We start from the raw sequence: 24,903 nt of genomic DNA, 5'->3' as shown, positions 1-24,903 counted from the left end.
TATGAAACGACCAACCTACCTCCTCATTTTGTCTTTGTTTGTTATGGCTTGTTCTGGCTCTAGACAAGCTTCTAAACTAGATAAACCTGTTCAAAATGAATCCTTGAAACTCTTTTCTGGCAGATATAATATTGTGGGAAATGAGTATCATATGAAGCTGCGATTTCGTAAACAATATGATCATCTGGATAGCATCTATTTTAAGGGGCAAATGGTTAGACTCGATACTATCAATTCGGTAAAACAGCATTATTATTTCAGTACAACAAAACCATATGCGGGGATGTCCATGAAGGATTCTGAAATTGCCGATACCAATTATTATCTATATTTCCCTGTGGAATACCAAGATTCGATTTTTGATAATACACTAAAGTTCTACAGTACATACGAAGAAAGCTTTCATGAGGGTGCTGTAAAGGTGAAATATGATTCCATTTTTGAACTGATTATAAACTAGGTTAAAAGCATAGAATATGTTAATCCGGAATATTTTAGTTTTTTTGGTAATTGTTTGCTTTGGATGCTCTGGAAATAAAACTGCTTCTTATGAGATAAGCAAAAAGTCACCTGTTGAAATCATTAGGGCGACATACATTCAAAATGATGATTCTTATAATGTAGAGATTGTACTTAACGATAAAGACAAATTGGAAGTCGATTCTTTGTACTTAAGCACAGGAGCCTTTAAACCAAAAGTTATGCAATTCAATGTATTTAGTGATGAAGTTAAGAGGTCTTTGGATTCTGTGGCGCAGGCTAGGGGACCTGTGAGTGCTCAACTTGGTTTTCATAAGACTAGTTATCCAGATGAACTTTTAAGAACCGTTATTTCTTTGGATATTCAAAAAGATAGGTTACAGCCTGATACCAATTATTCCAATCCATTTCAACTAAAGGATCACGAGGTGGTTATTGCTATAAGAAAGCGAAAGTCAATGAATCATGTTAAAACCGTACTTATTGAATTCATGGAGCATTTAAAGGGTTTCTAAGTTTAGTTTGTGAGTCTTTTTAAGGAATTTTAGTCCGTTGTATATCCACTCTGAAAACTGTATATTTAGCCGAACAAAATCTAACCCTTGAGCGGACTTAAATCACTTTTTAAACAAACATTTGTCTATGGCATTGCGACGGTTTTGCCTAGAATGTTAAGCTTCATCCTAGTTCCTTTATATACAAGTGAGGGGGTATTATCTTCGGTGGCAGAGTACGGTAAAGTAAATATCATCTTTTCCTATTTCGTACTCTTTAACGTTATTTTGGCCTATGGTATGGAAACCGCTTTTTTCAGGTTTTTTAACAAAGAAGAAGACCGGGAAACGGTAACCGGAACCTCTAGCATTACTTTGGTGATATCTTCTTTTATGTTTTTTGCTTTGGCTATGTTGTTTCAAAACCAGATAGCCGCTTTCATAGATATCGATGTTACCTACATTAATTTGGTGATTTGGATTTTACTTTTGGATGCCTTGGTCATTATTCCATTTGCGTGGTTAAGGGCCAATCAAAAGCCTATGCGCTATGCGATTATTAAAATTTTGAATGTAGCCATTAATTTGGGGTTAAACGTGTTTTTCCTCTTAGGTTTGAAAGAGCTGGCTGTGCAAGGTTCGATGTTTGAGGGCATTTATAAGCCCAACTTTGAAATCAACTATATATTTACTGCCAATTTAATCGCTAGTGGGGTGACCTTGTTGTTTATGCTGCCGTTTTACTTTCGTGTAAAGTTCAACTTCAACAAAGGCTTGTTAAAGCAAATGCTGAAATATGCTTTCCCTGTACTTGTTGCCGGAATTGCATTTTCCATTAACGAAACCTTCGACCGTATTTTATTGGACAAACTGTTGCCAAGTAACGTTGCCGAAACTGATATTGGGATGTATTCGGCCTGTTATAAATTGGCCTTGTTCATGACCCTTTTTGCAACTGCATATAGATTGGGAATTGAACCCTTCTTTTTCAGCCATGCCAAAACCGAAAATCCACAGAAAAACTACGCTTTAATTTTGGAGTTTTTCGTTGCTTTTGGATCTTTAATTCTGTTGGGAGTTGTGGTCTTTGCCGATGTATTGAAAGTTATTGTTATTAGAAGTGAAGATTATTGGGAAGCCATGTGGATTGTACCAATCATTTTGTTGGCCAATTTCTGTTTGGGGATTTACCATAACCTATCTGTTTGGTACAAAATAACCGATAGGACCAAATTCGGTGCTTATGTGTCCATTATAGGGGCTATCATTACCTTAGTGCTTAACTTTGCTCTAATCCCAAGTATGAGTTATAAAGGTTCTGCAATTGCAACTTTATCTGCTTATGCCATAATGATGCTTTTGTCCTATGCCTTCGGAAGAAAGTACTATCCAATTCCGTACAATCTCAAAAAAATTGGCTTGTATATGTCGGTGTCTATTCTGTTTGCATTTGTGTCTTTCTACCGATTTAGAGGGAATTATTTTGTTGGAATTGCGCTGTTAATTGTATTTTTGGGCATTGTGGTTATATCCGAAAAAAATCAAATCAAACAATTTCTTAAAAAATAAATGAGATGCTGAGCTAGTGGCGGCATCCCAACGTATATATTGTAATTATGACTATTAAAATCATCAACAAATCCAGCCATGACTTGCCAAACTACGAAACCATAGCCTCGGCAGGAATGGATTTGCGAGCCAATTTATCAGAACCTCGAACCTTAAAGCCTTTGGAACGTACCATTGTTGGAACCGGTTTGTTTATAGAATTACCGATTGGTTATGAAGCCCAAGTAAGACCAAGAAGTGGTTTGGCGGCCAAAAAGGGAATCACGGTTTTGAATGCACCTGGAACTGTAGATGCCGATTATAGAGGTGAAGTGGGGGTGATTCTAGTGAATCTTTCCAATGAGGAGTTTACCATAGAAAATGGTGAGCGTATTGCCCAAATGGTGATTGCAAAACACGAACGTGCCGAATGGATTCCAGTAGAGACGCTTTCTGAAACAGCTCGTGGTGAAGGTGGTTTTGGAAGTACTGGAACCAAATAAAAATTAATAAAAAGATCCCCGCTTAGGCGGGCAATGCATATGAAAATTATCGTACCAATGGCGGGACGTGGCTCCCGATTAAGACCTCATACATTAACCGTTCCAAAACCTTTGATACCTGTGGCGGGACAGCCTATAGTGCACCGTTTGGTAAAGGACATTGCCAAAGTACTTGGAGAACCAATTGAAGAGATTGCTTTTGTATTGGGAGATCCAGCCTTTTTTGGGGATGATGTTGTTGAAAGCTTGACTAAATTGGCTGAGGGCCTTGGGGCTAAAGCGTCTATTTACAGACAAGATCAGCCTTTGGGAACTGGCCATGCCATCATGAGTGCAGAGCCCTCACTTTCGGGGCCGGCCGTAATTGCCTATGCCGATACTTTGATTCGAGCCAATTTCAATCTAGATCCAGAAGCCGATGCCGTAATTTGGACCAAAAAAGTGGATAATCCAGAAGCCTACGGAGTAGTAAACCTTAATGACAAGGAAGAAATCGTAGAGTTGGTTGAAAAACCGAAAACTTTTGTGAGCGATCAAGCCGTAATTGGTATTTATTACTTCAAGGATGTGGCTGTGCTGAAGCAGAAACTTCAAGAAGTGTTGGATGAAAACATCATGAATGGAGGCGAATACCAAATCAATGACGGTATCAAGCGTATGATGGCCGAAGGCAAGATATTCAAAACGGGAACGGTAGACGAGTGGATGGATTGTGGAAACAAGGCCGTAACTGTGGAAACCAATGGAAAAATGTTGGAGTTCTTGGCTAGTGATGGCGAGGAGCAATTGGTATCCAATTCTGTTATTAATAAAAATTCAACCATAATTGAACCTTGTTTTATAGGGGAAAATGTGGTGCTCAACAATACAACTGTTGGGCCATACGTTTCTATTGGAAATGATTGTGTACTGGATAATGTAACCGTTAAAAATAGTTTAATTCAGAATGCAACAATCATTAAAAATGCTACCTTAGACGAAGCCATGATTGGAAATCACGTAGTGTATGATGGCAATTTCAAGGCGATTAGCATTGGAGATTATTCCGTGTTGGAATAGCTGCTGAAAGTGTATCAAAAAAATTAAAAAAGGTTTGTTATGAGATTAAAAATCTACAGTTGCCTAGTTGTTTTCGGAATGGCCTTAAGCCTAACCCAAGAGACCTATGCCCAAGTAGATTTTAACAAACGTCCAGATGACGACCTTGGCAATGTAGAGGATGCTTACCAAGAGTACTTTTTTGAAGCCCTAAAGCAAAAGGGAATTGAAAACTACCAACGTTCGGTAGAAGCATTGCAGCAATGTCTTAAAATAAACGATTCTGATGCCGTATTGTATTTTGAACTCGGGAAGAACTACAACAAGCTAAAAAACTTTGGAGCGGCAGAGGATGCACTTAAAAAGGCCATTTCCAAAGAACCAGACAACGAATGGTATTTGGATGAATTGTATGATGTCTACATTCAGCAGAATGAAGTGGACAAGGCCATAAAAACGGTTAAGCAATTGGTGAAATACCATCCTACCTATGGGGATGATTTGGTTGGGCTTTACATTAGAGCCAAAAAGTATAAAAATGCCCTGCAATTACTGGACGAATTGGATAAGGAATATGGCGTTAGTGAGGATCGGGATTATATGCGAAATCAAATCTACAACATTACCGGAGATGATGATGAGCGCATAGAAAATCTTGAGGAACGTCTGGAATCGAATCCGGAGAATGAGGACAACTATTTAAAATTGGTATACCGTTACAGCGAAAGTGGTGAAAAGGAAAAGGCCTTCAAAACAGCCAAAAAGTTGTTGGAAGTCAACCCAAATTCGCAATTGGTACACTTGGCACTATATAAATTCTATTTAGATGATAATCAAGTGGACAATGCGGTGAATTCCATGGAAATTGTATTGACCAGTTCCTCTATTAATCCAGATGCCAAAGCTAAAGTTTTAAATGACTTTGTTGGTTTTGTAGGCACACACCCTGAGTACGAAAGCGAATTGTTGGAAGTTGTCACTCTAATTGACAATGATAAAAGCACCAAGACACTAAAGGAACTTGGGCAATATTATCTGAAAACAGACGATAAGGCAAAAGCTTTGACTTATTATGAGCAAGCCTTGAAAGAAGAGCCTAGCAATTACAATTTGATCAAGGATGTACTTTTGTTGCAGTTGGATATGAACCAAAATGAAAAGGCCATTATCAAGAGTAACGAGGCCTTGGAGTTGTATCCGGCGCAACCTATTTTTTATCTTATCAATGGGGTGGCCAATAACAAGATGGGTTATGCCAAACAGGCAATTGAAGTCTTGGAAACAGGTTTGGATTATGTGATTGAAGATCCAAAAATGGAATCCGATTTTTACACCCAATTAAGTGTTGCCTACGGCAAACAAGGGAATGCCCAAAAGGCCCAAAACTTTGCCAAAAAAGCAGAAGCCCTGAAAAATGGGCAGGAGTAATGCCCAATAAACCTAAACTATGATGAATGTTATCAAACCTCTTGTGTTAGCTGCTGTGTTGAGCCTTGTTGTAGGCTGTAAATCGGCGTTAACGGTAAGCAGTTCGGGAGAACTCAATAAAGAGGTGACGGCGAAACAGCTTATAAAAGAGAATTCAAAACAAGAATTGAAGTTCAAGACTTTTCAGTCTAAAGTAAAGATTGATTATATCGAAGGCGCCACCACGCAATCCTACGGTGTCAATTTGCGTATTGAAAAGGATAAAGTGATTTGGATCAATGCCACTTTGGGACTTGCCAGAGTTATGATCACACCAAATGAAGTGAAGTATTACGATAAAATCAACAACCAGTTTTTTGATGGCGACTATCGTTTGTTGAGTGAGCTGTTGGGTATAGAATTGGATTTCCAAAAGGTGCAGAATCTTCTGTTGGCCGAACCTATATTTGGTTATAAATCGAATAAATATGTGGCCTCTACACATGAGAATTCATACGTACTCCAACCTGAAGAGCAGAATGCCGTTTTAGAACTGTTCTATTTGTTGAATCCAAAGCACTTTAAAATGGATTCCCAACAGTTATACCAGCCATCAAGCCGAAGAATGTTTCAAATAGATTATCAAACCTACCAAGACGTAGATAAACAAATTGTGCCAGAAAAGGTCCATATCAATGCAGTTGAAGGCAATGACGGCGTAACGATCGATTTGGAATATAAATCGGTGACCTTTAACGAAGAATTACGTTTTCCATTCAAAATACCTAAAGGATTTAAAGAGATTGTGATTGATGAGGCTAACTAAACCAACCTACTTACTTTTTATTATTTGTGTGTTCCTTGGGACCACATTTTCCCAAGCACAAAGCGATAAGCAAAGGCAATTGGAGGCTAGACGCCAACAGCTGAAAAAGGAAATGGAGCAACTTAACAGCTTGTTGTTTGCGAATAAGAAGAAAGAAAAGAACGTGATTACTTTGGTTGAGGATTTAAACTATAAGGTGAGCGTGCGTAAAAACTTAATTAAGGTTACCAACGATCAAGCCAATCTGTTGACTCGTGATATCAATGCCAATCAAAAGGAAATTTCGGAGCTTCGTGATCAATTGGAGGAGTTGAAAAAGCAGTATGCTGCCATGATCGTGAAGTCCTATAAGAGTAAATCCCAATTGAGTCGTGTCATGTTTTTAATGTCGTCTTCCAATTTTAAACAGGCTTATAAACGACTCCAGTACATCAAACAATATACAGATTACCAAAAGCAACAAGGAGAAGAGATAAAGGCGAAAACCTTAAAACTGCAGGAGCTTAATACCCAATTGCTTAAACAAAAGGAGGAAAAGCAAAAATTGGTAGAGGAGAATAGGATTGCCAAAAAGGAATTGGAAGCAGAGCTGAAGGAGCATGAGGTGTTGATGGCTTCCATTCGCAGCAATATGAGTAAATACAATGCGGAATTAAAGCAAAAGCAGAAGGAATCTGACAGGATTGACAAGGAAATTGATCGTTTGATTAAGGAGGCTATTGCGGCGTCCAATAAGAAGGCAGGAAAGTCGACAAGTTCATCGTCTTTTGCCTTGACTCCTGAAGCCAAAGCTTTAGCTGCAAGTTTCCAGGCCAATAAAGGTAAGTTGCCTTGGCCTGTGGAACGCGGTATTGTAAAAATGCGTTTTGGAAAACAACCTTCAATTATTGATAAAACTGTTGCTGTAAATAGTAAAGGCGTTATGATTGCTACTGAAAAAGGAGCTAAAGTAAGGGCTGTATTTGAGGGAGAGGTGTCGCAGATTATCGTAATTCCAAATGCCAATCCAGTAGTTATTTTACGACATGGTAATTACATGACGGTGTATAAAAACCTGTCTAAGATTTATGTGAACAAGGGAGATAAAGTAAGCACCAAACAAGACATTGGTGAGGTATTTACCAATAAAACAACTGGTGAAACCCTTTTATATTTTAGGGTATATAAAGATTCTAAACTTGAAAATCCAGCTTATTGGATCAATAAGTTGTAAGCAATTAGTTTTAAAGATTAAAAAAGGCCCTGTATTAATGATACAGGGCCTTTTTTTGATGTCTGTTGTGTGCTTAATAAGCATCAATTATTTTAATGGTATTGATTAGGTCCTGCGTGACAATTCTAAGCAATTCTTTGCGGTGCTTTAGTAATTCCTGACCGTTTTGGAAATCTGGAGTCAATTCTGGTTGGCTTACCTTATACACATATTCCCAATCATTGCTCCCCACACTAGGAGGGTTATTTATCAAGCTTTTGTATTCGTTAAGTTTTGCCGTATAAGAAGTTTCCGCAGTTGCAATATTGCGTTTTAAGTTGTTGCTGTAGTTTTCCAACTCACGTTTGTTACCCAATTTGGTCTTTTTCAAGGCCAAATTGTAATAGGTATCCAAATCTGATTCCAGTTTGGTAAGGTCGTAGTTGAGACTGTATAATTTGGTATTGTAGCTGTTAAACATCCCTTCAATATCCTTCTCGTTCTTCACCGATTTTTTGATATCGAAAGACAACTGCAACCCATCTGCGGCAGAAGATTCAATTTCATAGGTTCCTAACCAAACAATACTACCGCTGTTAATGTCTATCAATTTAGCATTAAACAAGACCTTCATCCACTTTAGTGAAACAGATTCAGGTAATTGGTTTGGAATGCTACCATAGCTAAGGCCTGCGTGATGGCTTACAAATTCCTCTGCACTTTCATAATCGGATATGTTAAGCGATTTGCTTTTTGGTTCAAAGGTAAGGTTGATTTGGAAGAGATAATCGGCTTGGTCAGCACCGTTTTGCGCCGCTCTAATCACTTCAGCAATATCAGTCATTTCCTGATTGTCCTTTTCGCGGTTTTTGCCTGGTAAACCACGTTGGCTCACCTTGTCTATTTCGCTAATTACTTCGGTGTATTGCTGTGGTGTAATTTTACCGTCGGTCAATTGCTTTTTATATTCCTGTTTAACCACATCGTATTCGCCATTTTCAAGGAGTTTCTCAGACCAATCTGAAAACCACCAAGGACGTTCGTTGGCGCGGTCGCGTAAGTCTCTTAATTTGGCCTCAAATTTAGAGCGGTCCAAAACGTTGAATCCTTGACGCAATAGGGCTTGTTCAATAGCGCGTTCGGCTTGGTTATAGTAACCGTCGGTATTAAAATCGTTTGTATTGATATTATCTGTAGTAACGTCTTTTTGCTCGTTGGTTTGTGGTACAGCAATAATTACGGAGGGAGCTTTACCATTTTTATTCTTTTGGGCTCCTGGATTGTTGTAATAATCTTCAGATTTTACCGGATATTCTTTTTTCAGGTCAACGTTAAGCACAAGTTCTTTGGTGTCTGGCACTTGGTTGACTTCTGCATTATCATAACTTGGGATGTGTTCTAATTGAGGTTTGGTGGTGTAGAAAGGTTCAAAGGTTTTTTTTCCACAACTGGAAAGCACCAGGAATAAGGAACAATAGAGTAAAGTGTTTTGTTTCATGTTGGTATAGTTTTTAGAAGTTGGCCAAACATATAAAAAATACCTTACAGACTGTAGAAATATCTGTATTCCAACAAGTTTTATCGATAAACTGTAAAAGACTCATTTTGTGGCCTTAATTTAATTTTTAAAAAGGCTTAAACTAAGTGAAAATGCAGGGTATAGGGATATAATTCCAATCCGGCAATAAGAGAATGAAAAGTAGGAACTACTATCGGAAGGAAAAGAAATTATTCCTCGAAAAGTGCTTTTAGCTCTGTAGCATCTTTTGGTTTCATCTTTTTGGCAAGCACCAAACTCAATTGCTTTCTGCGTAAAGCAGCGGCATAGCGCTCTTTTTCAAGATCGGTTTCAGGGGTTACCTGAGGCACTTTTACAGGCCTCCCGGTTTCGTCAACGGCAACAAAGGTGTAAATGGCCTCGTTGGCTTTGGTACGTTCGCCAGATTCACGATCTTCAATCCAAACGTCTATAAACACTTCCATAGAGCTTGTAAAAGCTCTGGATACGTTAGCTTCAACAGTAACTACACTTCCTAAAGGAATCGCTCTATTAAAGGCTACGTGGTTTACGGAAGCCGTTACTACAATTCTTCGGGAGTGGCGTCTGGCAGAAATACTGGCAGCACGATCCATTCTAGCCAATAGTTCGCCTCCAAAAAGATTGTTCAAAGGGTTGGTTTCGCTAGGTAAAACCAAATCGGTCATAACGGTTCTTGTAGAGCTAGGTGTTTTTGCTTCCATGGGTTTTGTTTACAGTGGTGCAAAGGTAAAGCGATTTTGGGCAATCACCCAAAAATTGGATGAATTATCCTAAAACCATTGCATACAACAATACACTCTGAAAATCAGAATTAAATAATTAAAATCGAAATGGGTGTAAATGAAACTAAGGAATTAGTCCAATTGTTTTACCAATAACCAAGCATCTTGACTGTGTTCGCTCTTAATTTTTTGCAACATTTGTAGGGCTTCCAAACGATTGTTGAAGCTAGCATACACTACTTCATGAAGACCGTACTTGTTAACACCAATTTTACGAGCGTTGTAACCCAAGCCTTGCAATTGCTCAACTTTTTTGTCTGAGTTAGCTTCAACTCTAAAAGCTCCTGCAACAATGTGGTAATTTCCAGATTGCTTGGCTACATTTAAAGTTACAGATGGTAGTGGATTGTCAATAACAAAAGTGGCTTCCTGTACTTTGTGATCCAATTGTTCGTTAGCTTGCTCTTGTGCTAATTGATTGTGGGTTTCTACATCCTTCATGTAGTAGTTGGATATAGCAAAACTTCCAGCAGTCAAGGCAATAAGGGCTACAGCTGCATAACGCAAATAAGGTCTTGCCTTGCGCGTTTCTGGAGTCACCGTAATAGGGACTACCTTTTCAATGGCTTCAACCTCTTCTTTGTATACTTCTCTGGTAATGCTAGTAGAATTGAATTGAGACAAGCCAAAGGCATCTGTTAAATAGTTTACGTGGAATGAAGGGTCGAATACAATTTTACCTTCAGAATTCAACACCAAATCCCCAATGTTGTGGAAGGTTAAAGTTTCACCTTGTACCAAATAGGATTTGATGGATTTTACATGTTTGCTCAATTTTTGAGCCGCAACCTCATAAGGGATTTTTTCAACCTCCGAGATGTAATTGGCAAGCAAACCATCGTTGCTTTGCAATTGCTCGTTGAAAGACAATACTTTTTTAGGAGGGAAAAACGCATTGGTGCCTGCATCAATCTTGGCAGAAACGCGGTTTGTTAAAAAGGCTCCAAATTCAGGGATGATCACGCAGTCATACCTGTAAAGTAAATCGCTTATGTAGGTTTCTATATGCATAAAAACAAAGTTATAAATTTTTTAAGACGAATAAAAAATGACCTTAAGTATTTATTAACAGCCTAAAATTGCCGTTCTTTAAGTTTACAATCAGGAAATTATAGCATGACAGATAACCAATTGCTCTATACTTTGGCCTTGCAGCATATTCCAAAAATAGGGGATATCACGGCGAAAAAATTGATTCAGCACTGCGGAACTGCCGAAATGGTGCTCAAGGAGAAGCCCGAAAAATTGCTCCTGATTGATGGGGTTGGAAAACTTACGATAAACGAATTTAAGAATCCGAAATATGTAAAGGAAGCCGAAGCGGAAATGCAATTCATCAAAGACAATGGTATTGCTTGTTTGTATTTTATGAATGACGATTATCCCGAAAAATTGAAGCATTGTATAGATGGGCCAGTGCTTATGTTTCAGGTTGGGAATATCGATCTTAAGGATCGGCATATTATTAGCATTGTAGGCGCGAGAAAAATTACTAATCAAGGTGTCGCCTTTTGCGAACGCTTGGTGGAGGAGTTGGCAGTTTTCAATCCAGTGATTGTTTCGGGATTTGCCTATGGTACTGACATCACTGCACAAAAGGCGGCCATGAACTATAATTTACAGACTATTGGCTGTTTGGCTCATGGGCTCAATCAAATATATCCCAAAACCCATAAACGTTATATGACAAGTGTTGAAAGTAATGGTGGGTTCTTCACCGATTTTTGGAGTACGGATGCTTTTGACAGGACCAACTTTTTAAAACGCAACCGAATCATTGCTGGCCTAAGCGAGGCAACGATTGTAATTGAGTCAGCCGAAACAGGAGGGAGCTTGGTAACCGCCGATATTGCCAATTCCTATAATCGAGAAGTGTTTGCCGTCCCTGGGCGTCCAACGGATCTACAGAGTGTAGGGTGTAATAATATAATCAAACAGCAAAAGGCGCATTTACTTTCTACGCCTATGGATGTGCCCTATATTTTAAACTGGTCCATAGAGCAAAAGCCTGCTGTTGTTCAAAAACAGTTGTTTGTAGAATTGGATGAAGATGAAAAAAAGGTGTATAACTATTTAAAGGATCATGACAAACAATTGTTGGATAGCATTGCTTTAGCCTGCCAGCTTCCAATCTTTAAAATAGCGGGAATTCTTTTAAATATGGAATTGAAAGGGGTGGTAAGGCCGCTCCCGGGGAAATTATTTGAAGTTGTTTGAGTTGTGTTCATTAGAAATGAAACTAAACAAAAAGCCTCCATTTTCAAATGGAGGCTTTTTGTTTGTAGGTTTTATTGGAATTAATATCCAGCCTTTTTTCTTACGCGTTTTAAAACATTATTGGCTACCAATCTAGCTTTTTCGGCACCAAGGGCCAATGCCTTATCAAGTTCTTCCAAGTTGTTCATATAGTACTGATACTTTTCTCTTGGTTCTGCAAATCTTTCAACGATGAGTTCAAACAGGGCTTGTTTGGCATGTCCGTAGCCATAATTGCCATTTTCATAATTGGCTTTCATGGTTGCTATTTGATCGTCATCTGCCAATAAGCTATAAATGGCGAAACAATTGCAGGTTGACCAGTCTTTAGGCTGTTCCAATGGGGTGCTATCGGTTTTGATGCCCATAATTTGCTTACGCAGCTTTTTGTCGGTTTCAAAAATATTGATGAAGTTGTTTCGGGATTTACTCATTTTCTCTCCGTCGGTTCCAGGGATAAGCATGGTGTTCTCCTGAATTTTTCCTTCCGGTAACACAAAAACATCTCCCATTTTTGCATGAAAACGGGAAGCGACATCTCTTGTCATTTCAATATGTTGCAATTGGTCTTTTCCTACGGGAATAATTTCTGCATCATATAGCAAAATGTCAGCCGCCATTAACATAGGATACGTAAACAAACCTGCGTTGATATCCTCTAAACGGTCTGCCTTGTCCTTAAAACTATGCGCTAAAGTAAGACGTTGGTATGGGAAAAAGCAGCTTAGGTACCATGACAATTCAGTGGTCTGCGGGATATCGCTTTGTCTGTAAAAAACCGTTTTTTCAATGTCCAAGCCAAAGGCCAGCCAAGTGGCAGCGACAGAATAGGTGTTGTATCGCAACTCTTCGGCATCTTTAATCTGCGTTAAGGTGTGAAGATTGGCGATAAACAAAAACGAATCGTTTGCTTCGTCTTTAGACATTTCTATGGCCGGTAAAATAGCGCCCAAAATGTTCCCTAAATGAGGAGTTCCTGTACTCTGTATTCCTGTTAGTATTCTTGCCATGTGGAGTTTCCCTGAAATGGAAATTATTTAAAATTCGACTTTTCTTTTTTGGAAGGACAAAGGTACTTTTTTTACTACAATAGCTCAATAAATTTGACTAGTTTTGGTCGCAATGAAGATATTCAAATATTTATTTTGGCTGTTATACCGCATTTGGTTTTACATTTTGGTTGCGGTTCCTATTGTAGTATTATTTCCGTTTTTGATCGTTTCCATTCTTAAAGAAAGCTGGTACCCTTTTTTCTTTAGGCTGGCGCGAATATGGGCTAGGTTCATTTTAATTGGGATGGGCTTTAGGGTTAAAATTGAACGGGAAGCAGTTCCCGAAAGGAACGAGAGCTATATGTTTGTGGCCAACCATACGTCGATGACGGATATTATGTTGATGCTGCTAAGTGTTAAGAATCCGTTTGTGTTTGTGGGGAAACAGGAATTGGCAAAAATCCCGTTGTTTGGATTTTTCTATAAGCGTACTTGTATTTTGGTAGACCGCAGTTCTGAAAAGAGCAGAAAAGCGGTGTTTTTAAGAGCTCAAAAACGTTTGAAGCAGGGGTTGAGTATTTGTATTTTTCCTGAAGGAGGCGTACCTGATGAGTCCATTGTGTTGGATGAATTTAAGGACGGAGCCTTCCGATTGGCTATCAACCATCGAATTCCTGTGGTTCCTTTAACCTTTGCCGATAACAAAAGGCGATTTTCCTATACTTTTTTTAGTGGCAGTCCAGGGAAAATGAGAGCGAAAGTGCATAAGTTTATCCCAACCGAGGGGTTGACCATTGCCGATACAAAAACCTTGAATGCACAAGCGAAGGGAGTTATTTTGAAGCAGCTGAATCTGTATAACTTATTGTAGTCCTTTTTTTAGAGGTAAGATGCGCAAAGGGAGAAAAGGTTGCGTTAAAAACAAAAAAAATCCCGTTTTAAACGGGATTTTAATTTTTGGTTAGGATAAAGTCGCTTCCTTTGCAACTTTCCTTACTTTTCCTTCCAGCTCATCCATGAGCTCTGGATTGTCTTTTATCAAGGCTTTTACGGCATCACGGCCTTGGCCAAGTTTGGTGTCTTCGTAGCTAAACCAAGAACCACTTTTCTTGATGATTTCATTCTCTACGGCAATGTCCAGAACTTCTCCAACTTTGGAAATTCCTTCCCCATACATAATGTCGAACTCAGCAGTTTTAAATGGAGGTGCTACTTTGTTTTTAACCACTTTCACTCTGGTTTTGCTTCCAGCTACATTTCCGTCGTTTTCTTTAATTTGAGTAGAACGTCTTATGTCTAATCGCACCGAAGCATAGAATTTAAGAGCATTACCACCGGTAGTTGTTTCTGGGTTTCCAAACATAACTCCAATCTTTTCACGTAATTGGTTGATGAAAATCATGGTACAGTTGGTCTTGCTGATAGAACCTGTTAATTTTCTAAGGGCTTGAGACATCAATCGTGCGTGAAGACCCATTTTGGAATCTCCCATTTCGCCTTCAATTTCACTTTTTGGTGTCAAGGCCGCTACGGAGTCTACTACAATAATGTCAATAGCTCCAGAACGGATAAGGTTGTCGGCAATTTCCAATGCTTGTTCCCCGTTGTCCGGTTGAGATATGATAAGGTTTTCTAAATCTACTCCTAGTTTTTCAGCATAAAATCTATCAAAGGCGTGCTCAGCGTCAATAAAGGCTGCAATCCCACCAGATTTTTGCGCTTCTGCAATGGCATGTAAAGTAAGAGTTGTTTTACCTGAAGATTCAGGACCGTATATTTCAATGATTCGTCCTCTTGGATATCCGCCTACACCAAGTGCAATGTCCAAACCAAGGGATCCAGAGGAAATGGCTTCAACATCAGAGATTGCCTGGTCGCTCATCTTCATCACCGTTCCTTTTCCGTAAGCCTTGTCCAATTTGTCCAAGGTAAGCTTCAAGGCCTTTAATTTCGCATCTTTTTCAGTACTCATTATTCAGTTTTTCTAAAATTAAATTCAGGCTAAAATACGATAACTTTTGAATTTTTTCAATCTAATGACGCAACCTTTTTGAGCAATTCACAACTACTTTATAATTAGGGGAAATCTTGCTATGAAATTCTTTAAGAAAACAATTGTTAACACCGCATTGGGCGTTTCGGTTGCCATTACTTTTAATAGCAGCTGTAAAGCCGATGGAGGCTAACTCGGACGTATATTTTTGAGTTTAAACAACAAATAAAAAAGTATCAAATCGAGTTAGTCTGTAAAAAGCACTTTAGGTAATCTAAAGTGCTTTTTTCTTTGTTATGGCGCAATGATTTAAAAATAGTACCTTTGCGGCATTAAAATAAAATCTTTAACCTTAAAACATTAGTATAGCATGCAACTGTACAATAAATTAAGTGCTAAAGAGCGAGCGGAATTAATCGATCAGGCAGGTAAGAATCGATTAACGCTTTCTTTTTACCAATACGCGAAAATTCAAAATCCTCTAGAATTTAGAGATCAATTGTTTATTGTCTGGGACCGTTTAGAGGTCTTAGGGCGAATTTATGTGGCTCACGAAGGTGTCAACGGACAATTGTCTTTGCCAGCCGATCGTTTCAACGAGTTCAAGACACATTTGGATACCATTGATTTCTTGAAAGACATCCGATTGAATGTTGCTGTGGAGCAGGACAACAAATCGTTCTTAAAGCTTAAAGTGAAAGTGCGTGATAAAATTGTTGCCGACGGATTGAACGACGACACCTTCGATGTAACAAACAAAGGAATTCACTTAAAAGCGGAAGATTTCAACCGCTTCATTGAAGACGAAAATACCGTGTTGGTAGATATGCGTAATCATTACGAAAGTGAAATTGGTCATTTTAAAAATGCGGTGACGCCAGATGTGGATACCTTTAGAGAATCGTTGGATATTATTGAAGATGATTTAAAAGATCATAAAGAAGATAAAAACCTTGTAATGTATTGTACTGGTGGGATTCGCTGTGAAAAGGCAAGTGCTTACTTTAAACATAAGGGGTTTAAAAATGTTTATCAACTTGAAGGTGGAATTATCGAGTACACCCGTCAGGTGAAAGAACAAAACTTAGAAAATAAGTTTTTAGGTCAGAATTTCGTGTTCGACGAGCGTCGAGCCGAACGAATTAGTGATGACGTCATTGCGCAATGTCACCAATGTGGAGAGCCTTTTGATGTGCATACCAATTGCGCTAATGATGCGTGTCACTTGTTGTTTATCCAATGTCCGAAATGTCAGGAAGAAATGGAAAACTGTTGTTCTACCACCTGTATGGAGATTAACAGATTGCCATACGAAGAGCAAAAAGCATTGCGAAAGGGACAAGGAAATAGTAACGATATCTTCAAAAAAGGGCGTGCCGATCACTTGCCTTTCAAAAAGGATTTAAGAAACATTTTCGAGCATTTTAAACAAGAAAAAGCCTAGTTGTATTATGCAAAAGATCGAATTAATGGCCCCTGCAGGGAATTTTGAATCGCTGCAAGCGGCCCTAGATAATGGTGCAGATTCTGTTTATTTTGGTGTAGAGCAGCTTAACATGCGTGCCAGAGCGTCCATCAACTTTACTTTGGACGACCTTCCAGAAATTTCCAGAAGATGCCAGGAAAAAGGTGTTAGAACTTATTTGACCTTAAATACGATTATTTACGATCACGATTTATCCATCGTAAAAACTTTGGTTAAGCGTGCCAAAGAGGCTGATATTACCGCTGTGATTGCCATGGACCAAGCGGTGATTATGGTAGCTCGTGAATTGGGAATGGAAGTGCATATTTCTACGCAAATCAATATCACCAATATTGAAACGGTGAAGTTTTATGCCATGTTTGCTGACACCATGGTGATGAGTAGGGAGTTAAGTTTGCGTCAAGTAAAGAAGATTTCAGAACAAATTGAAAAAGAGCAAATCAAAGGGCCTTCAGGGAAATTGGTGGAGATTGAAATCTTTGGTCACGGAGCATTGTGTATGGCTGTTTCTGGAAAATGTTATATGAGTTTGCATTCGCATAATTCTTCTGCAAACAGAGGCGCTTGCAAGCAAAACTGCAGAAAGAAATATACGGTGGTTGATCAAGAGACTGGTTTCGAAATGGAATTGGACAATGAGTACATCATGTCTCCAAAAGACTTGTGTACCATCGATTTTTTGGAAGAAGTAATCGATGCCGGAATTACCGTGTTGAAAATAGAAGGTCGTGGACGGGCTCCGGAATATGTCGCGAATGTCATTAAATGTTACCGCGAGGCGATTGATAGTATTGAAAACGGAACCTATTCCAAAGAGAAAGTAATTGGTTGGATGCAGGAATTGGAAAAAGTTTACAATCGAGGCTTTTGGAGTGGCTACTATTTAGGACAGAAATTGGGAGAATGGAGCAAAGGTTCAGGATCTCATGCGACTCAGAAAAAAGTGTATATCGGTAAAGGGGTGCACTATTATCCAAAAAGTAGCATTGGTGAATTTAAGATTGAAGCCTACGATTTGTCGTTGGGTGACACCATTTTAATTACTGGACCAACTACAGGTGCCAAGGAAATGACAGTGGACACTATGTTGGTTAACGATGAGCAGTTGGAAAAAGGTATAAAGGGAGATTCGGTAACCTTTCCAATACCCTTTAGAGTGCGTCCTTCGGATAAACTTTATAAGATTGTAGAAAATAAAGTTGAGGCTTAATGGTTGTTGTAACTCTTCAGAGAAATAAATGTATTGGTTGTAATTATTGTGTAGAATTGGCTCCTGAGCAGTTTCAAATGTCCAAAAAGGATGGGAAAACGGTGCTTTTGAGAAGTCAGGAGAAAAAAGGTTTTTTTACCTTAAAATCTCCAGACGAGGCTATTTTGGATCCTTGCGATCAGGCAGCAAAAGCTTGTCCCGTTAAAATAATTTCGGTAAAAAGCGTTTAAGTATTAATGTCTTAACTATCTTGCAGTGGATGGATTTTTACAAGCTATTGCAGTTAAATAGAAAGGTCAAATGTCATAGGGTAAAGTTTTTTGGGCTTTACTTACTGCATAAATTGAATAAGCGGTATTTGGCAGTGAATCTGGATCCTGTTATGGCATGTAATTTACGCTGTAAGATGTGTTATTTTACGGATGCTGATTATGTAAAGACGCTTAAAGGACAATTTAAGCCAGAGGAGTTGAAAGCTGTGGCAAAGGCAATTTTTGGAAGAGCATTGAAATTGCAGATTGGATGTGGAACAGAGCCTACTTTGTATAAAAATTTAGCGGATCTTGTAGCGCTGGGCAAGGACTATAAAGTGCCCTACATTTCCTTGACGACCAATGCTAATTTGTTGACAGAGGAAAAGATAGAAGAGTTGTTGAAGGCGGGCTTAAATGAGTTCACAATTTCTTTGCATGGCGTGACCAGGGAAACCTATGAAGGCTTTATGAAAAAGGCCAATTATGAAAAGTTTCATGATGCCTTTAAGGCTTTTGTCGAATTGAAATCTAAATATGATTTTAAGGTGCGTATCAATTATACTTTCAACAAGGATAATTTCTATGAGTTGCAGGAGTTTTTTGAACACTTCGATCCCAAGAGTTTTGATATTCTTCAAATAAGACCAATTCAAAAAATAGGGAATACCGAGTATAATGATTTTGACATCTCAACTTTGGTTGGGGATTATCCCAAGATTATTAAGGGAATTAAAGAAACCTGCAAGTCTAACGAGATTACACTTTTGGCTCCTGATGAATTATCTGTATTGGCAGGTGAGAACCAATCTAGTTTTATTTTCGACTATACATTTTGCTATATTTCTCCGAAGCAATTTTGGAAAGAGGGGTTTAATTGGCGTGAAGTGAGTTTTAATGACTTTTCCCGTGAAATAGGATGGAGCTCAACGTTGTTGTCCAATGTTTTTAAGTCGAAAAAAACGTTAAAATCCCTCTCCAACAGACTGAATTATGAGATCGAGATTTAATTAATTCCCAATAAAAACAGTGATGTTTTTATGTCATTAGAATAATCTTATCTTTACATTTTAGAAAACAAATTATTAATCTCCATTTGCTAGTCTAGATTAGCAAATTATATATAAAATTTATGGGTTGTAACAGTTGCTCAACTGGTAAGGATGGTCAACCAAAAGGATGCAAGAACAATGGAACTTGTGGAACTGATAGCTGTAACAAGCTAACGGTTTTTGATTGGTTGTCCAACATGTCCCTTCCTCAGGGACAGGAACCTTTTGATGGGGTGGAAGTACGTTTTAAGAACGGAAGAAAACAGTACTACAGAAATACAGAAAAATTATCATTGAATATAGGCGATATTATCGCTACACAAGCTCAGTCTGGGCACGATATTGGTATGGTAACGCTTACAGGAGAATTGGTTAGAATTCAAATGAAGCGTAAAAAAATAGATGTCAATAACCAAGATGAGGTTCTGAAAGTTTACCGAAAGGCCAATCAGCGAGATATCGATGTGTGGTCTAAGGCTAGGGATAAGGAAGAGCCTATGAAGGTCAAGGCAAGGCAGTTTGCCATTGATTTGAAACTGAAAATGAAAATCTCCGATATCGAATATCAGGGAGATGCCAGTAAGGCGACCTTCTATTATACGGCCGAAGAGCGTGTAGACTTTAGGGAACTTATTAAGTTGTTTGCCAAAGAGTTTAGAACCCGTATCGAAATGAAGCAGGTTGGGTTCCGTCAGGAAGCTGCCAGACTTGGAGGTATCGGGTCTTGTGGACGCGAATTGTGCTGTTCCACTTGGTTGACAGATTTTAGGTCTGTAAGTACTTCCGCGGCAAGATACCAACAGTTGTCATTGAATCCGCTTAAGCTTGCGGGACAATGTGGAAAACTGAAGTGTTGTCTTAATTATGAATTGGATGCCTATTTGGATGCTTTAAAGGATTTTCCAAAAACTGAAATCAAGTTGTATACCGAAAAGGGTGTTGCCTTGTGTCAAAAAACGGATATTTTTAAAGGTGTGATGTGGTATGCTTATGAAGGCGAATGGATGCATTGGCATAAACTAACCGTTGAACAGGCTAATGAAATTATCGAAAAAAACAAGAAAAAACAAAAGGTTGCCAGCCTCGAAGAATACGCGGCAGAACTAGTGGAAGACACTAAAACCGAGTTTGAAAATGTTGTAGGACAAGATAGTTTAACAAGGTTTGATAGTCCAAAAGGCAAAAGAAAACGTAAAAATAATAAGAGGAAACCTAGAAGAAACAACAATAAGTCTCAAAATAATGCCAAAAAATAGTTATTGGTTAGTTCTTTTAATGGGCATACTATATATGTCATGCGATTCCAATCAAGTTTATGATGAATACCAAACTGTACCCAACAAGTGGCATAAAGATGCTGTCATTTCTTTTAAGGTAACGCCTCCAGATTCGTTGAACAACTACAACCTGTTTGTAAACCTTCGAAATACTAGTGCCTACAAGTACAGTAATTTGTTTTTGATTGTAGGAATGGAATATCCAAATGGTAAGATAACCAAAGACACTTTGGAGTATGCCATGGCGAAGCCTAACGGAGAGTTTTTGGGAACTGGATTTTCGGATGTTAAGGAAAATAAGTTGTGGTACAAAGGTTACGAGAGTCCTTTTGTCTTTGATGAGTCAGGGGAATATACCATCAACATCCAACAGGCCATGAGAGAAAATGGTCATGTAGAAGGAGTAGAAGAGCTGGAAGGTATTACCGATATTGGTTTTAGAATAGAAAACGCAAACACTAAATAATTATTATGGCTAAAAAGGCAACAAATAAGAAAAACGCAGCACCTGATTTTTCTAAGTATATCCGTTGGTTTTGGATTACTTTCACGGGCGGTTTGCTTTTTGTAGTGCTGTTATTTTTATTGGCATCTTTTGGGGTGTTTGGTGAAATGCCGGACCACACCGTGTTGGAAAATCCTAAAACCAATTTGGCCACAGAAATCATTTCTTCGGATGGGAAAACGTTGGGTAAATTCTACTACAATGATAATAGAACACCTGTAGATTACAGTGAGTTGCCTCAGAATTTGGTAGATGCCTTAATCGCTACGGAAGATGCCAGATATAAAGAGCATTCAGGAATCGATGCAATAGGTACGTTAAGAGCCGCTGTTTTTCTTGGAACTAAGGGAGGAGCAAGTACCATTTCCCAGCAGTTGGCCAAGCAGTTGTTTCATAAAAGGGAAAATGCCAATATCGTTGAGAAACTATCACAGAAGATAAGGGAGTGGATTATTGCTATTCGTTTGGAGCGTCAGTATACCAAAGAAGAAATCATGGCTATGTATTTTAATATCTATGACTTTGGTAACAATGCCGATGGTATCCGCAGTGCTTCCCGTATTTACTTCGGTAAGGAGCCTATCGATTTGGAAACTAAGGAATCGGCTATGTTGGTGGGGATGTTTAAAAATTCTTCCCTATACAACCCAAGAAGGAATGAGGAAGGGGTAACCAATAGACGTAACACTGTTTTGGGACAAATGGTGAAATATGGATATCTTGATGAACAAGTTTCGGATTCCCTTCAGAAAACAGGTTTGGACTTAAACTATTCACCAGAATCGCACAGAGAGGGAATTGCTACTTATTTTAGAGAGTATTTGAAGCAATTCATGAAAGAATGGATTGCTGAAAATCCTAAGGCAGATGGCGAAAAATACCACCTTTATAATGATGGGTTGAAAATATATACTACGATAGATTCTCGAATGCAACAATATGCGGAGGATGCTGTGCAAAAACACATGGCAAGGCTACAGGCGGAATTTGATCATCAAAATACACCAGATCGTAACCCTACGGCACCTTTCTTGGATTTGAATAATAGTGAGATAGACGCCCTAATGAAACGTTCCATGAGACAAAGTGAGCGTTGGAGGCACATGAAGTATGATCTTAAAAAATCGAATGATGAAATTATAGCTTCTTTCGATGTCCCTACAGATATGAAAATTTTCTCATGGAGTGGTGAAATCGATACTATTTTGAAACCTATTGATTCCATGAGATACTATAAGTCATTCTTACATACAGGGATGATGTCCATGGATCCACAAACAGGTCACGTTAAAGCTTGGGTTGGTGGTATCAATTACAGGCATTTTCAATACGATCACGTAAAACAAGGGAAACGCCAAGTAGGGTCTACCTTTAAGCCATTTGTATATGCTTCGGCTATAGACCAATTACATTTGTCTCCTTGCGATACTTTACCAAATACACCAATTACCATTGAGGCCAATAAGTTTGGGAATCCAGAACCTTGGACGGCCAAAAACTCTGATGGTAAATACAGTGGTTTTATGACATTAAAGAATGCTTTGGCAAATTCCATAAATACCATTACAGCTAGATTGATGGACAAAATTGGACCGCAACCAGTAATCGATATGGCTAAAAATTTGGGAGTAGAGGAAGATATTTTGCCAGTTCCAGCCATTGCCTTGGGGACGCCAGATTTAAGTGTATATGAAATGGTTGCAGCGTACTCAACGTTTGCTAATAAAGGTGTTTATAATAAGCCTGTTATGGTAACGCGTATTGAGGATAAGAATGGCACAGTATTGTATCAGTTTACGCCAGAGTCTCGTGATGTGTTGAGTGAAGAGGTAGCTTATGTAACTGTAAATTTATTGGAAGGGGTAACACATGGTGGTTCTGGAACCCGTTTGAGAACTACAGGAGCCGATAAATACAGTGCAGCTTATCGCGAAATTATTACGGGCTACCCTTACGAGTTTACCAATCCTATTGCAGGAAAAACTGGGACAACCCAAAACCAAAGTGATGGATGGTTTATGGGGATGGTGCCTAACTTGGTAACTGGTGTTTGGGTTGGTGCCGAAGATAGAGCGGCGCACTTTAAAACCATTACTTATGGTCAGGGAGCGGCTATGGCCTTACCTATTTGGGGGCTGTATATGAAGAGCTGTTATGCCGATGAGGACCTTGGAATTTCAAAAGAAGATTTTGTAAGACCTGAAGAGTTGTCCATCCGTGTAGATTGTAATGCTAGTGAAGAAGGTGAAGAAGCTGAGATGCTTTTGGAAGAAGATGAGGACCTTGGTCTCGGATTTTAATATTTTGGAATATTGACATTAAAACGCTTGAATTATTGTTGATTGCAAAATATTAGCTAAAAAATATTACTCTTATCAAAAAAAACCGAAGTTATTCTTTTTAGAATCGCTGCGGTTTTTTGTATTTTACCCCTATAAAATTCTTAGCAAATGATTAATAAAAAAGTAGCAAATGTGTCGGAAGCACTTGAGGGTGTTTCGGATGATATGACCTTTATGCTTGGAGGCTTTGGGCTTTGTGGTATCCCTGAGAATGCTATTGCAAAGTTGGTGGATCTTGGAGTTAAAGGGCTGACGTGTATTTCTAATAATGCCGGGGTTGACGATTTTGGCCTTGGGCTTCTTCTTCAAAAAAAACAAATCAAAAAAATGGTGTCCTCTTATGTGGGTGAAAATGACGAGTTCGAGCGTCAGATGTTGAGTGGAGAATTGGAAGTGGAGTTAATTCCTCAAGGAACGCTTGCCGAGCGTTGCAGAGCTGCCCAAGCTGGGATTCCTGCTTTTTTTACACCTGCAGGATATGGTACTGAAGTCGCCGAAGGAAAGGAAACCCGTGAATTCAATGGTAAGATGCATGTGTTGGAAAATGCCTTTAAAGCAGATTTCTCGTTTGTTAAGGCATGGAAGGGTGACGAGGCTGGTAACTTAATATTTAAGGGAACAGCGCGTAATTTTAATCCTGCCATGTGTGGTGCTGCAAATATTACAGTGGCTGAGGTGGAAGAATTGGTGCCGGTTGGCACTTTAGATCCTAATGAAATACATATTCCAGGGATTTTTGTACAGCGAATTTTCCAAGGGGAAGTATATGAAAAGAGAATTGAACAACGAACCGTTAGACAAAGAGATTAATTATGTTAGATAAAACAGGAATAGCAAAACGAATTGCCAAAGAAGTAAAAGATGGCTATTACGTGAATCTTGGAATAGGAATTCCAACGTTGGTGGCTAATTATGTACGACATGATATCCAAGTAGAATTCCAAAGTGAAAACGGTGTGTTGGGTATGGGGCCTTTTCCTTATGAAGGGGAAGAAGATGCCGATATTATCAATGCGGGTAAGCAAACAATCACAACCTTGCCGGGAGCTAGTTTTTTTGAGTCCTCTATGAGTTTTTCCATGATTCGTGGGCAACACGTAGATCTGACCATTTTGGGAGCCATGGAAGTCTCTGAAAATGGTGATATTGCCAATTGGAAAATTCCAGGTAAAATGGTGAAAGGTATGGGAGGTGCTATGGACTTGGTAGCCAGTGCCGAAAATATTATTGTTGCAATGATGCATACCAATAAAGCAGGTGAATCCAAATTGCTTAAGGAGTGTACTTTGCCGCTTACGGGTGTAGGTTGTGTTAAGAAGATCGTGACTAATCTAGCGGTGATAGAAGTTACCGATAAAGGTTTTAAACTTTTGGAACGTGCACCGGGAGTTTCAGTTGAAGAAATTCAAAATGCAACCGAAGGGCATTTAATTGTGGAAGGAGAGATTCCAGAAATGCAATTATAGCATTTATAGATGTTTAGAGAAGCTACTTTTTAAAGTAGCTTTTTTTGATAGATACATTAAATTTGTAGGAAAAGTATTTTGTTTTAGATCTAAATGTTAAAAAATAATGCGTTTTATCGATTTTTAATGTATTTAAACTGATTTTTCAAAAAAATGTTTCATATTAGCTAAACCAAATCGAGACAAGGTAATTTACCAAGTCTATCATAAACTTAATTTATGATTTGCCCCAAATTTATCATGAATTTATGCTTATGGAAAAT

General features: G+C 38.7%; 24 protein-coding genes. 19 read left to right on the top strand and 5 right to left on the bottom strand.

Annotation, left to right across the window (positions count from 1 at the left end):
- Position 1 precedes the first annotated feature (1 nt).
- From ZA06_RS06040 to ZA06_RS06005, 8 genes are all read left to right on the top strand, one after another.
- Positions 2–460 (top strand): hypothetical protein, encoded by a 459-nt coding sequence (locus ZA06_RS06040; RefSeq protein WP_053976476.1) that lies wholly within the window; start codon positions 2–4, stop codon positions 458–460.
- Positions 461–476: 16 nt separating this feature from the next.
- Positions 477–995, top strand: a complete 519-nt coding sequence (locus ZA06_RS06035) for a hypothetical protein (protein ID WP_053976475.1) — start codon at positions 477–479, stop codon at positions 993–995.
- A gap of 87 nt (positions 996–1,082) precedes the next feature.
- The gene (locus ZA06_RS06030) at positions 1,083–2,543 is read left to right on the top strand and encodes an oligosaccharide flippase family protein (protein WP_053976474.1); all 1,461 of its coding nucleotides are present in this window, start codon (positions 1,083–1,085) and stop codon (positions 2,541–2,543) included.
- Positions 2,544–2,590: 47 nt separating this feature from the next.
- A complete protein-coding gene (dut, locus tag ZA06_RS06025) occupies positions 2,591–3,025 on the top strand; it encodes a dUTP diphosphatase (protein ID WP_053976473.1) in 435 nt (144 codons plus the stop codon).
- Between the two features lie 39 nt (positions 3,026–3,064).
- The gene (locus ZA06_RS06020; RefSeq protein ID WP_053976472.1) at positions 3,065–4,084 is read left to right on the top strand and encodes a sugar phosphate nucleotidyltransferase; all 1,020 of its coding nucleotides are present in this window, start codon (positions 3,065–3,067) and stop codon (positions 4,082–4,084) included.
- A gap of 39 nt (positions 4,085–4,123) precedes the next feature.
- The gene (locus tag ZA06_RS06015) at positions 4,124–5,491 is read left to right on the top strand and encodes a tetratricopeptide repeat protein (protein WP_053976471.1); all 1,368 of its coding nucleotides are present in this window, start codon (positions 4,124–4,126) and stop codon (positions 5,489–5,491) included.
- A 19-nt stretch (positions 5,492–5,510) separates the two neighbouring features.
- A complete protein-coding gene (locus ZA06_RS06010) occupies positions 5,511–6,296 on the top strand; it encodes a DUF4292 domain-containing protein (RefSeq protein WP_053976470.1) in 786 nt (261 codons plus the stop codon).
- Positions 6,283–7,509 (top strand): murein hydrolase activator EnvC family protein, encoded by a 1,227-nt coding sequence (locus ZA06_RS06005; RefSeq protein WP_053976469.1) that lies wholly within the window; start codon positions 6,283–6,285, stop codon positions 7,507–7,509. The genes ZA06_RS06010 and ZA06_RS06005 overlap by 14 nt, the downstream gene beginning before the upstream one ends.
- Positions 7,510–7,582: 73 nt before the next feature.
- On the opposite strand, the gene ZA06_RS06000 is transcribed toward ZA06_RS06005, so the two are convergent.
- The 3 genes from ZA06_RS06000 to ZA06_RS05990 form a co-directional block, all read right to left on the bottom strand.
- Positions 7,583–8,986, bottom strand: coding sequence for a hypothetical protein (locus tag ZA06_RS06000; protein ID WP_053976468.1), 1,404 nt, complete (start codon positions 8,984–8,986; stop codon positions 7,583–7,585).
- A gap of 230 nt (positions 8,987–9,216) precedes the next feature.
- Positions 9,217–9,729 carry an acyl-CoA thioesterase gene (locus ZA06_RS05995; protein WP_053976467.1) on the bottom strand — a complete coding sequence of 171 codons (513 nt, stop codon included), beginning with the start codon at positions 9,727–9,729 and terminating at the stop codon, positions 9,217–9,219.
- A 153-nt stretch (positions 9,730–9,882) separates the two neighbouring features.
- A complete protein-coding gene (locus tag ZA06_RS05990) occupies positions 9,883–10,821 on the bottom strand; it encodes an HU domain-containing protein (RefSeq protein ID WP_053976466.1) in 939 nt (312 codons plus the stop codon).
- A 105-nt stretch (positions 10,822–10,926) separates the two neighbouring features.
- Here ZA06_RS05990 and ZA06_RS05985 point away from each other — a divergent pair, with 105 nt between their 5' ends.
- Positions 10,927–12,027, top strand: coding sequence for a DNA-processing protein DprA (locus tag ZA06_RS05985; protein ID WP_053976465.1), 1,101 nt, complete (start codon positions 10,927–10,929; stop codon positions 12,025–12,027).
- 80 nt (positions 12,028–12,107) lie between these two features.
- On the opposite strand, the gene trpS is transcribed toward ZA06_RS05985, so the two are convergent.
- Positions 12,108–13,076: a tryptophan--tRNA ligase gene (gene trpS, locus ZA06_RS05980; protein ID WP_053976464.1), complete on the bottom strand. Its 969-nt coding sequence runs from the start codon at positions 13,074–13,076 to the stop codon at positions 12,108–12,110.
- Between the two features lie 112 nt (positions 13,077–13,188).
- Here trpS and ZA06_RS05975 point away from each other — a divergent pair, with 112 nt between their 5' ends.
- Positions 13,189–13,929, top strand: a complete 741-nt coding sequence (locus ZA06_RS05975; protein ID WP_053976463.1) for a lysophospholipid acyltransferase family protein — start codon at positions 13,189–13,191, stop codon at positions 13,927–13,929.
- Positions 13,930–14,019: 90 nt separating this feature from the next.
- Here the strand turns inward: ZA06_RS05975 and recA are convergent, their stop codons facing one another.
- Positions 14,020–15,030: a recombinase RecA gene (recA, locus tag ZA06_RS05970; RefSeq protein ID WP_053976462.1), complete on the bottom strand. Its 1,011-nt coding sequence runs from the start codon at positions 15,028–15,030 to the stop codon at positions 14,020–14,022.
- 391 nt (positions 15,031–15,421) lie between these two features.
- Here recA and trhO point away from each other — a divergent pair, with 391 nt between their 5' ends.
- The 9 genes from trhO to ZA06_RS05925 all read left to right on the top strand — a co-directional run bounded on the left by trhO (position 15,422) and on the right by ZA06_RS05925 (position 24,640).
- Complete coding sequence (trhO, locus tag ZA06_RS05965) at positions 15,422–16,495, top strand: oxygen-dependent tRNA uridine(34) hydroxylase TrhO (protein ID WP_053976461.1); 1,074 nt, start codon at positions 15,422–15,424, stop codon at positions 16,493–16,495.
- A 7-nt stretch (positions 16,496–16,502) separates the two neighbouring features.
- The gene (locus tag ZA06_RS05960) at positions 16,503–17,747 is read left to right on the top strand and encodes a peptidase U32 family protein (protein WP_053976460.1); all 1,245 of its coding nucleotides are present in this window, start codon (positions 16,503–16,505) and stop codon (positions 17,745–17,747) included.
- Positions 17,747–17,977, top strand: coding sequence for a ferredoxin (locus ZA06_RS05955; protein ID WP_053976459.1), 231 nt, complete (start codon positions 17,747–17,749; stop codon positions 17,975–17,977). The genes ZA06_RS05960 and ZA06_RS05955 overlap by 1 nt, the downstream gene beginning before the upstream one ends.
- A 29-nt stretch (positions 17,978–18,006) precedes the next feature.
- Positions 18,007–19,008 carry a radical SAM protein gene (locus tag ZA06_RS05950; protein WP_082331939.1) on the top strand — a complete coding sequence of 334 codons (1,002 nt, stop codon included), beginning with the start codon at positions 18,007–18,009 and terminating at the stop codon, positions 19,006–19,008.
- A gap of 122 nt (positions 19,009–19,130) precedes the next feature.
- The gene (locus tag ZA06_RS05945; protein WP_053976457.1) at positions 19,131–20,306 is read left to right on the top strand and encodes a PSP1 domain-containing protein; all 1,176 of its coding nucleotides are present in this window, start codon (positions 19,131–19,133) and stop codon (positions 20,304–20,306) included.
- Positions 20,307–20,325: 19 nt separating this feature from the next.
- Complete coding sequence (locus tag ZA06_RS05940; protein WP_240472209.1) at positions 20,326–20,793, top strand: gliding motility lipoprotein GldH; 468 nt, start codon at positions 20,326–20,328, stop codon at positions 20,791–20,793.
- A gap of 5 nt (positions 20,794–20,798) precedes the next feature.
- Complete coding sequence (locus tag ZA06_RS05935) at positions 20,799–23,132, top strand: penicillin-binding protein 1A (protein WP_053976455.1); 2,334 nt, start codon at positions 20,799–20,801, stop codon at positions 23,130–23,132.
- Positions 23,133–23,282: 150 nt separating this feature from the next.
- Positions 23,283–23,984, top strand: a complete 702-nt coding sequence (locus ZA06_RS05930) for a CoA transferase subunit A (protein WP_053976454.1) — start codon at positions 23,283–23,285, stop codon at positions 23,982–23,984.
- A 2-nt stretch (positions 23,985–23,986) separates the two neighbouring features.
- A complete protein-coding gene (locus ZA06_RS05925) occupies positions 23,987–24,640 on the top strand; it encodes a 3-oxoacid CoA-transferase subunit B (RefSeq protein ID WP_053976453.1) in 654 nt (217 codons plus the stop codon).
- The last annotated feature ends 263 nt before the right edge of the window (positions 24,641–24,903 follow it).

Origin of the sequence: Mangrovimonas xylaniphaga (assembly GCF_001280435.1) — a bacterium.
GTDB lineage: Bacteria > Bacteroidota > Bacteroidia > Flavobacteriales > Flavobacteriaceae > Mangrovimonas_A > Mangrovimonas_A xylaniphaga.
Note: the sequence above shows the minus strand (reverse complement) of the source record. Positions and strands in the feature narration are given on the sequence as shown.

Coding starts and splice junctions, on each gene's coding strand:
- ZA06_RS05950 (WP_082331939.1), top strand. CDS start 18,007: ATGGATTTTTACAAGCTATTGCAGTTAAATAGAAAGGTCAAATGTCAT.
- ZA06_RS05985 (WP_053976465.1), top strand. CDS start 10,927: ATGACAGATAACCAATTGCTCTATACTTTGGCCTTGCAGCATATTCCA.
- ZA06_RS06020 (WP_053976472.1), top strand. CDS start 3,065: ATGAAAATTATCGTACCAATGGCGGGACGTGGCTCCCGATTAAGACCT.
- ZA06_RS06010 (WP_053976470.1), top strand. CDS start 5,511: ATGATGAATGTTATCAAACCTCTTGTGTTAGCTGCTGTGTTGAGCCTT.
- ZA06_RS05990 (WP_053976466.1), bottom strand. CDS start 10,821: ATGCATATAGAAACCTACATAAGCGATTTACTTTACAGGTATGACTGC.
- ZA06_RS06015 (WP_053976471.1), top strand. CDS start 4,124: ATGAGATTAAAAATCTACAGTTGCCTAGTTGTTTTCGGAATGGCCTTA.
- ZA06_RS05955 (WP_053976459.1), top strand. CDS start 17,747: ATGGTTGTTGTAACTCTTCAGAGAAATAAATGTATTGGTTGTAATTAT.
- trpS (WP_053976464.1), bottom strand. CDS start 13,076: ATGGCAAGAATACTAACAGGAATACAGAGTACAGGAACTCCTCATTTA.
- ZA06_RS05930 (WP_053976454.1), top strand. CDS start 23,283: ATGATTAATAAAAAAGTAGCAAATGTGTCGGAAGCACTTGAGGGTGTT.
- ZA06_RS05995 (WP_053976467.1), bottom strand. CDS start 9,729: ATGGAAGCAAAAACACCTAGCTCTACAAGAACCGTTATGACCGATTTG.
- ZA06_RS05940 (WP_240472209.1), top strand. CDS start 20,326: ATGGGCATACTATATATGTCATGCGATTCCAATCAAGTTTATGATGAA.
- dut (WP_053976473.1), top strand. CDS start 2,591: ATGACTATTAAAATCATCAACAAATCCAGCCATGACTTGCCAAACTAC.
- ZA06_RS05935 (WP_053976455.1), top strand. CDS start 20,799: ATGGCTAAAAAGGCAACAAATAAGAAAAACGCAGCACCTGATTTTTCT.
- trhO (WP_053976461.1), top strand. CDS start 15,422: ATGCAACTGTACAATAAATTAAGTGCTAAAGAGCGAGCGGAATTAATC.
- ZA06_RS06040 (WP_053976476.1), top strand. CDS start 2: ATGAAACGACCAACCTACCTCCTCATTTTGTCTTTGTTTGTTATGGCT.
- ZA06_RS06005 (WP_053976469.1), top strand. CDS start 6,283: ATGAGGCTAACTAAACCAACCTACTTACTTTTTATTATTTGTGTGTTC.
- ZA06_RS05945 (WP_053976457.1), top strand. CDS start 19,131: ATGGGTTGTAACAGTTGCTCAACTGGTAAGGATGGTCAACCAAAAGGA.
- ZA06_RS05925 (WP_053976453.1), top strand. CDS start 23,987: ATGTTAGATAAAACAGGAATAGCAAAACGAATTGCCAAAGAAGTAAAA.
- ZA06_RS06035 (WP_053976475.1), top strand. CDS start 477: ATGTTAATCCGGAATATTTTAGTTTTTTTGGTAATTGTTTGCTTTGGA.
- ZA06_RS06000 (WP_053976468.1), bottom strand. CDS start 8,986: ATGAAACAAAACACTTTACTCTATTGTTCCTTATTCCTGGTGCTTTCC.
- recA (WP_053976462.1), bottom strand. CDS start 15,030: ATGAGTACTGAAAAAGATGCGAAATTAAAGGCCTTGAAGCTTACCTTG.
- ZA06_RS05975 (WP_053976463.1), top strand. CDS start 13,189: ATGAAGATATTCAAATATTTATTTTGGCTGTTATACCGCATTTGGTTT.
- ZA06_RS05960 (WP_053976460.1), top strand. CDS start 16,503: ATGCAAAAGATCGAATTAATGGCCCCTGCAGGGAATTTTGAATCGCTG.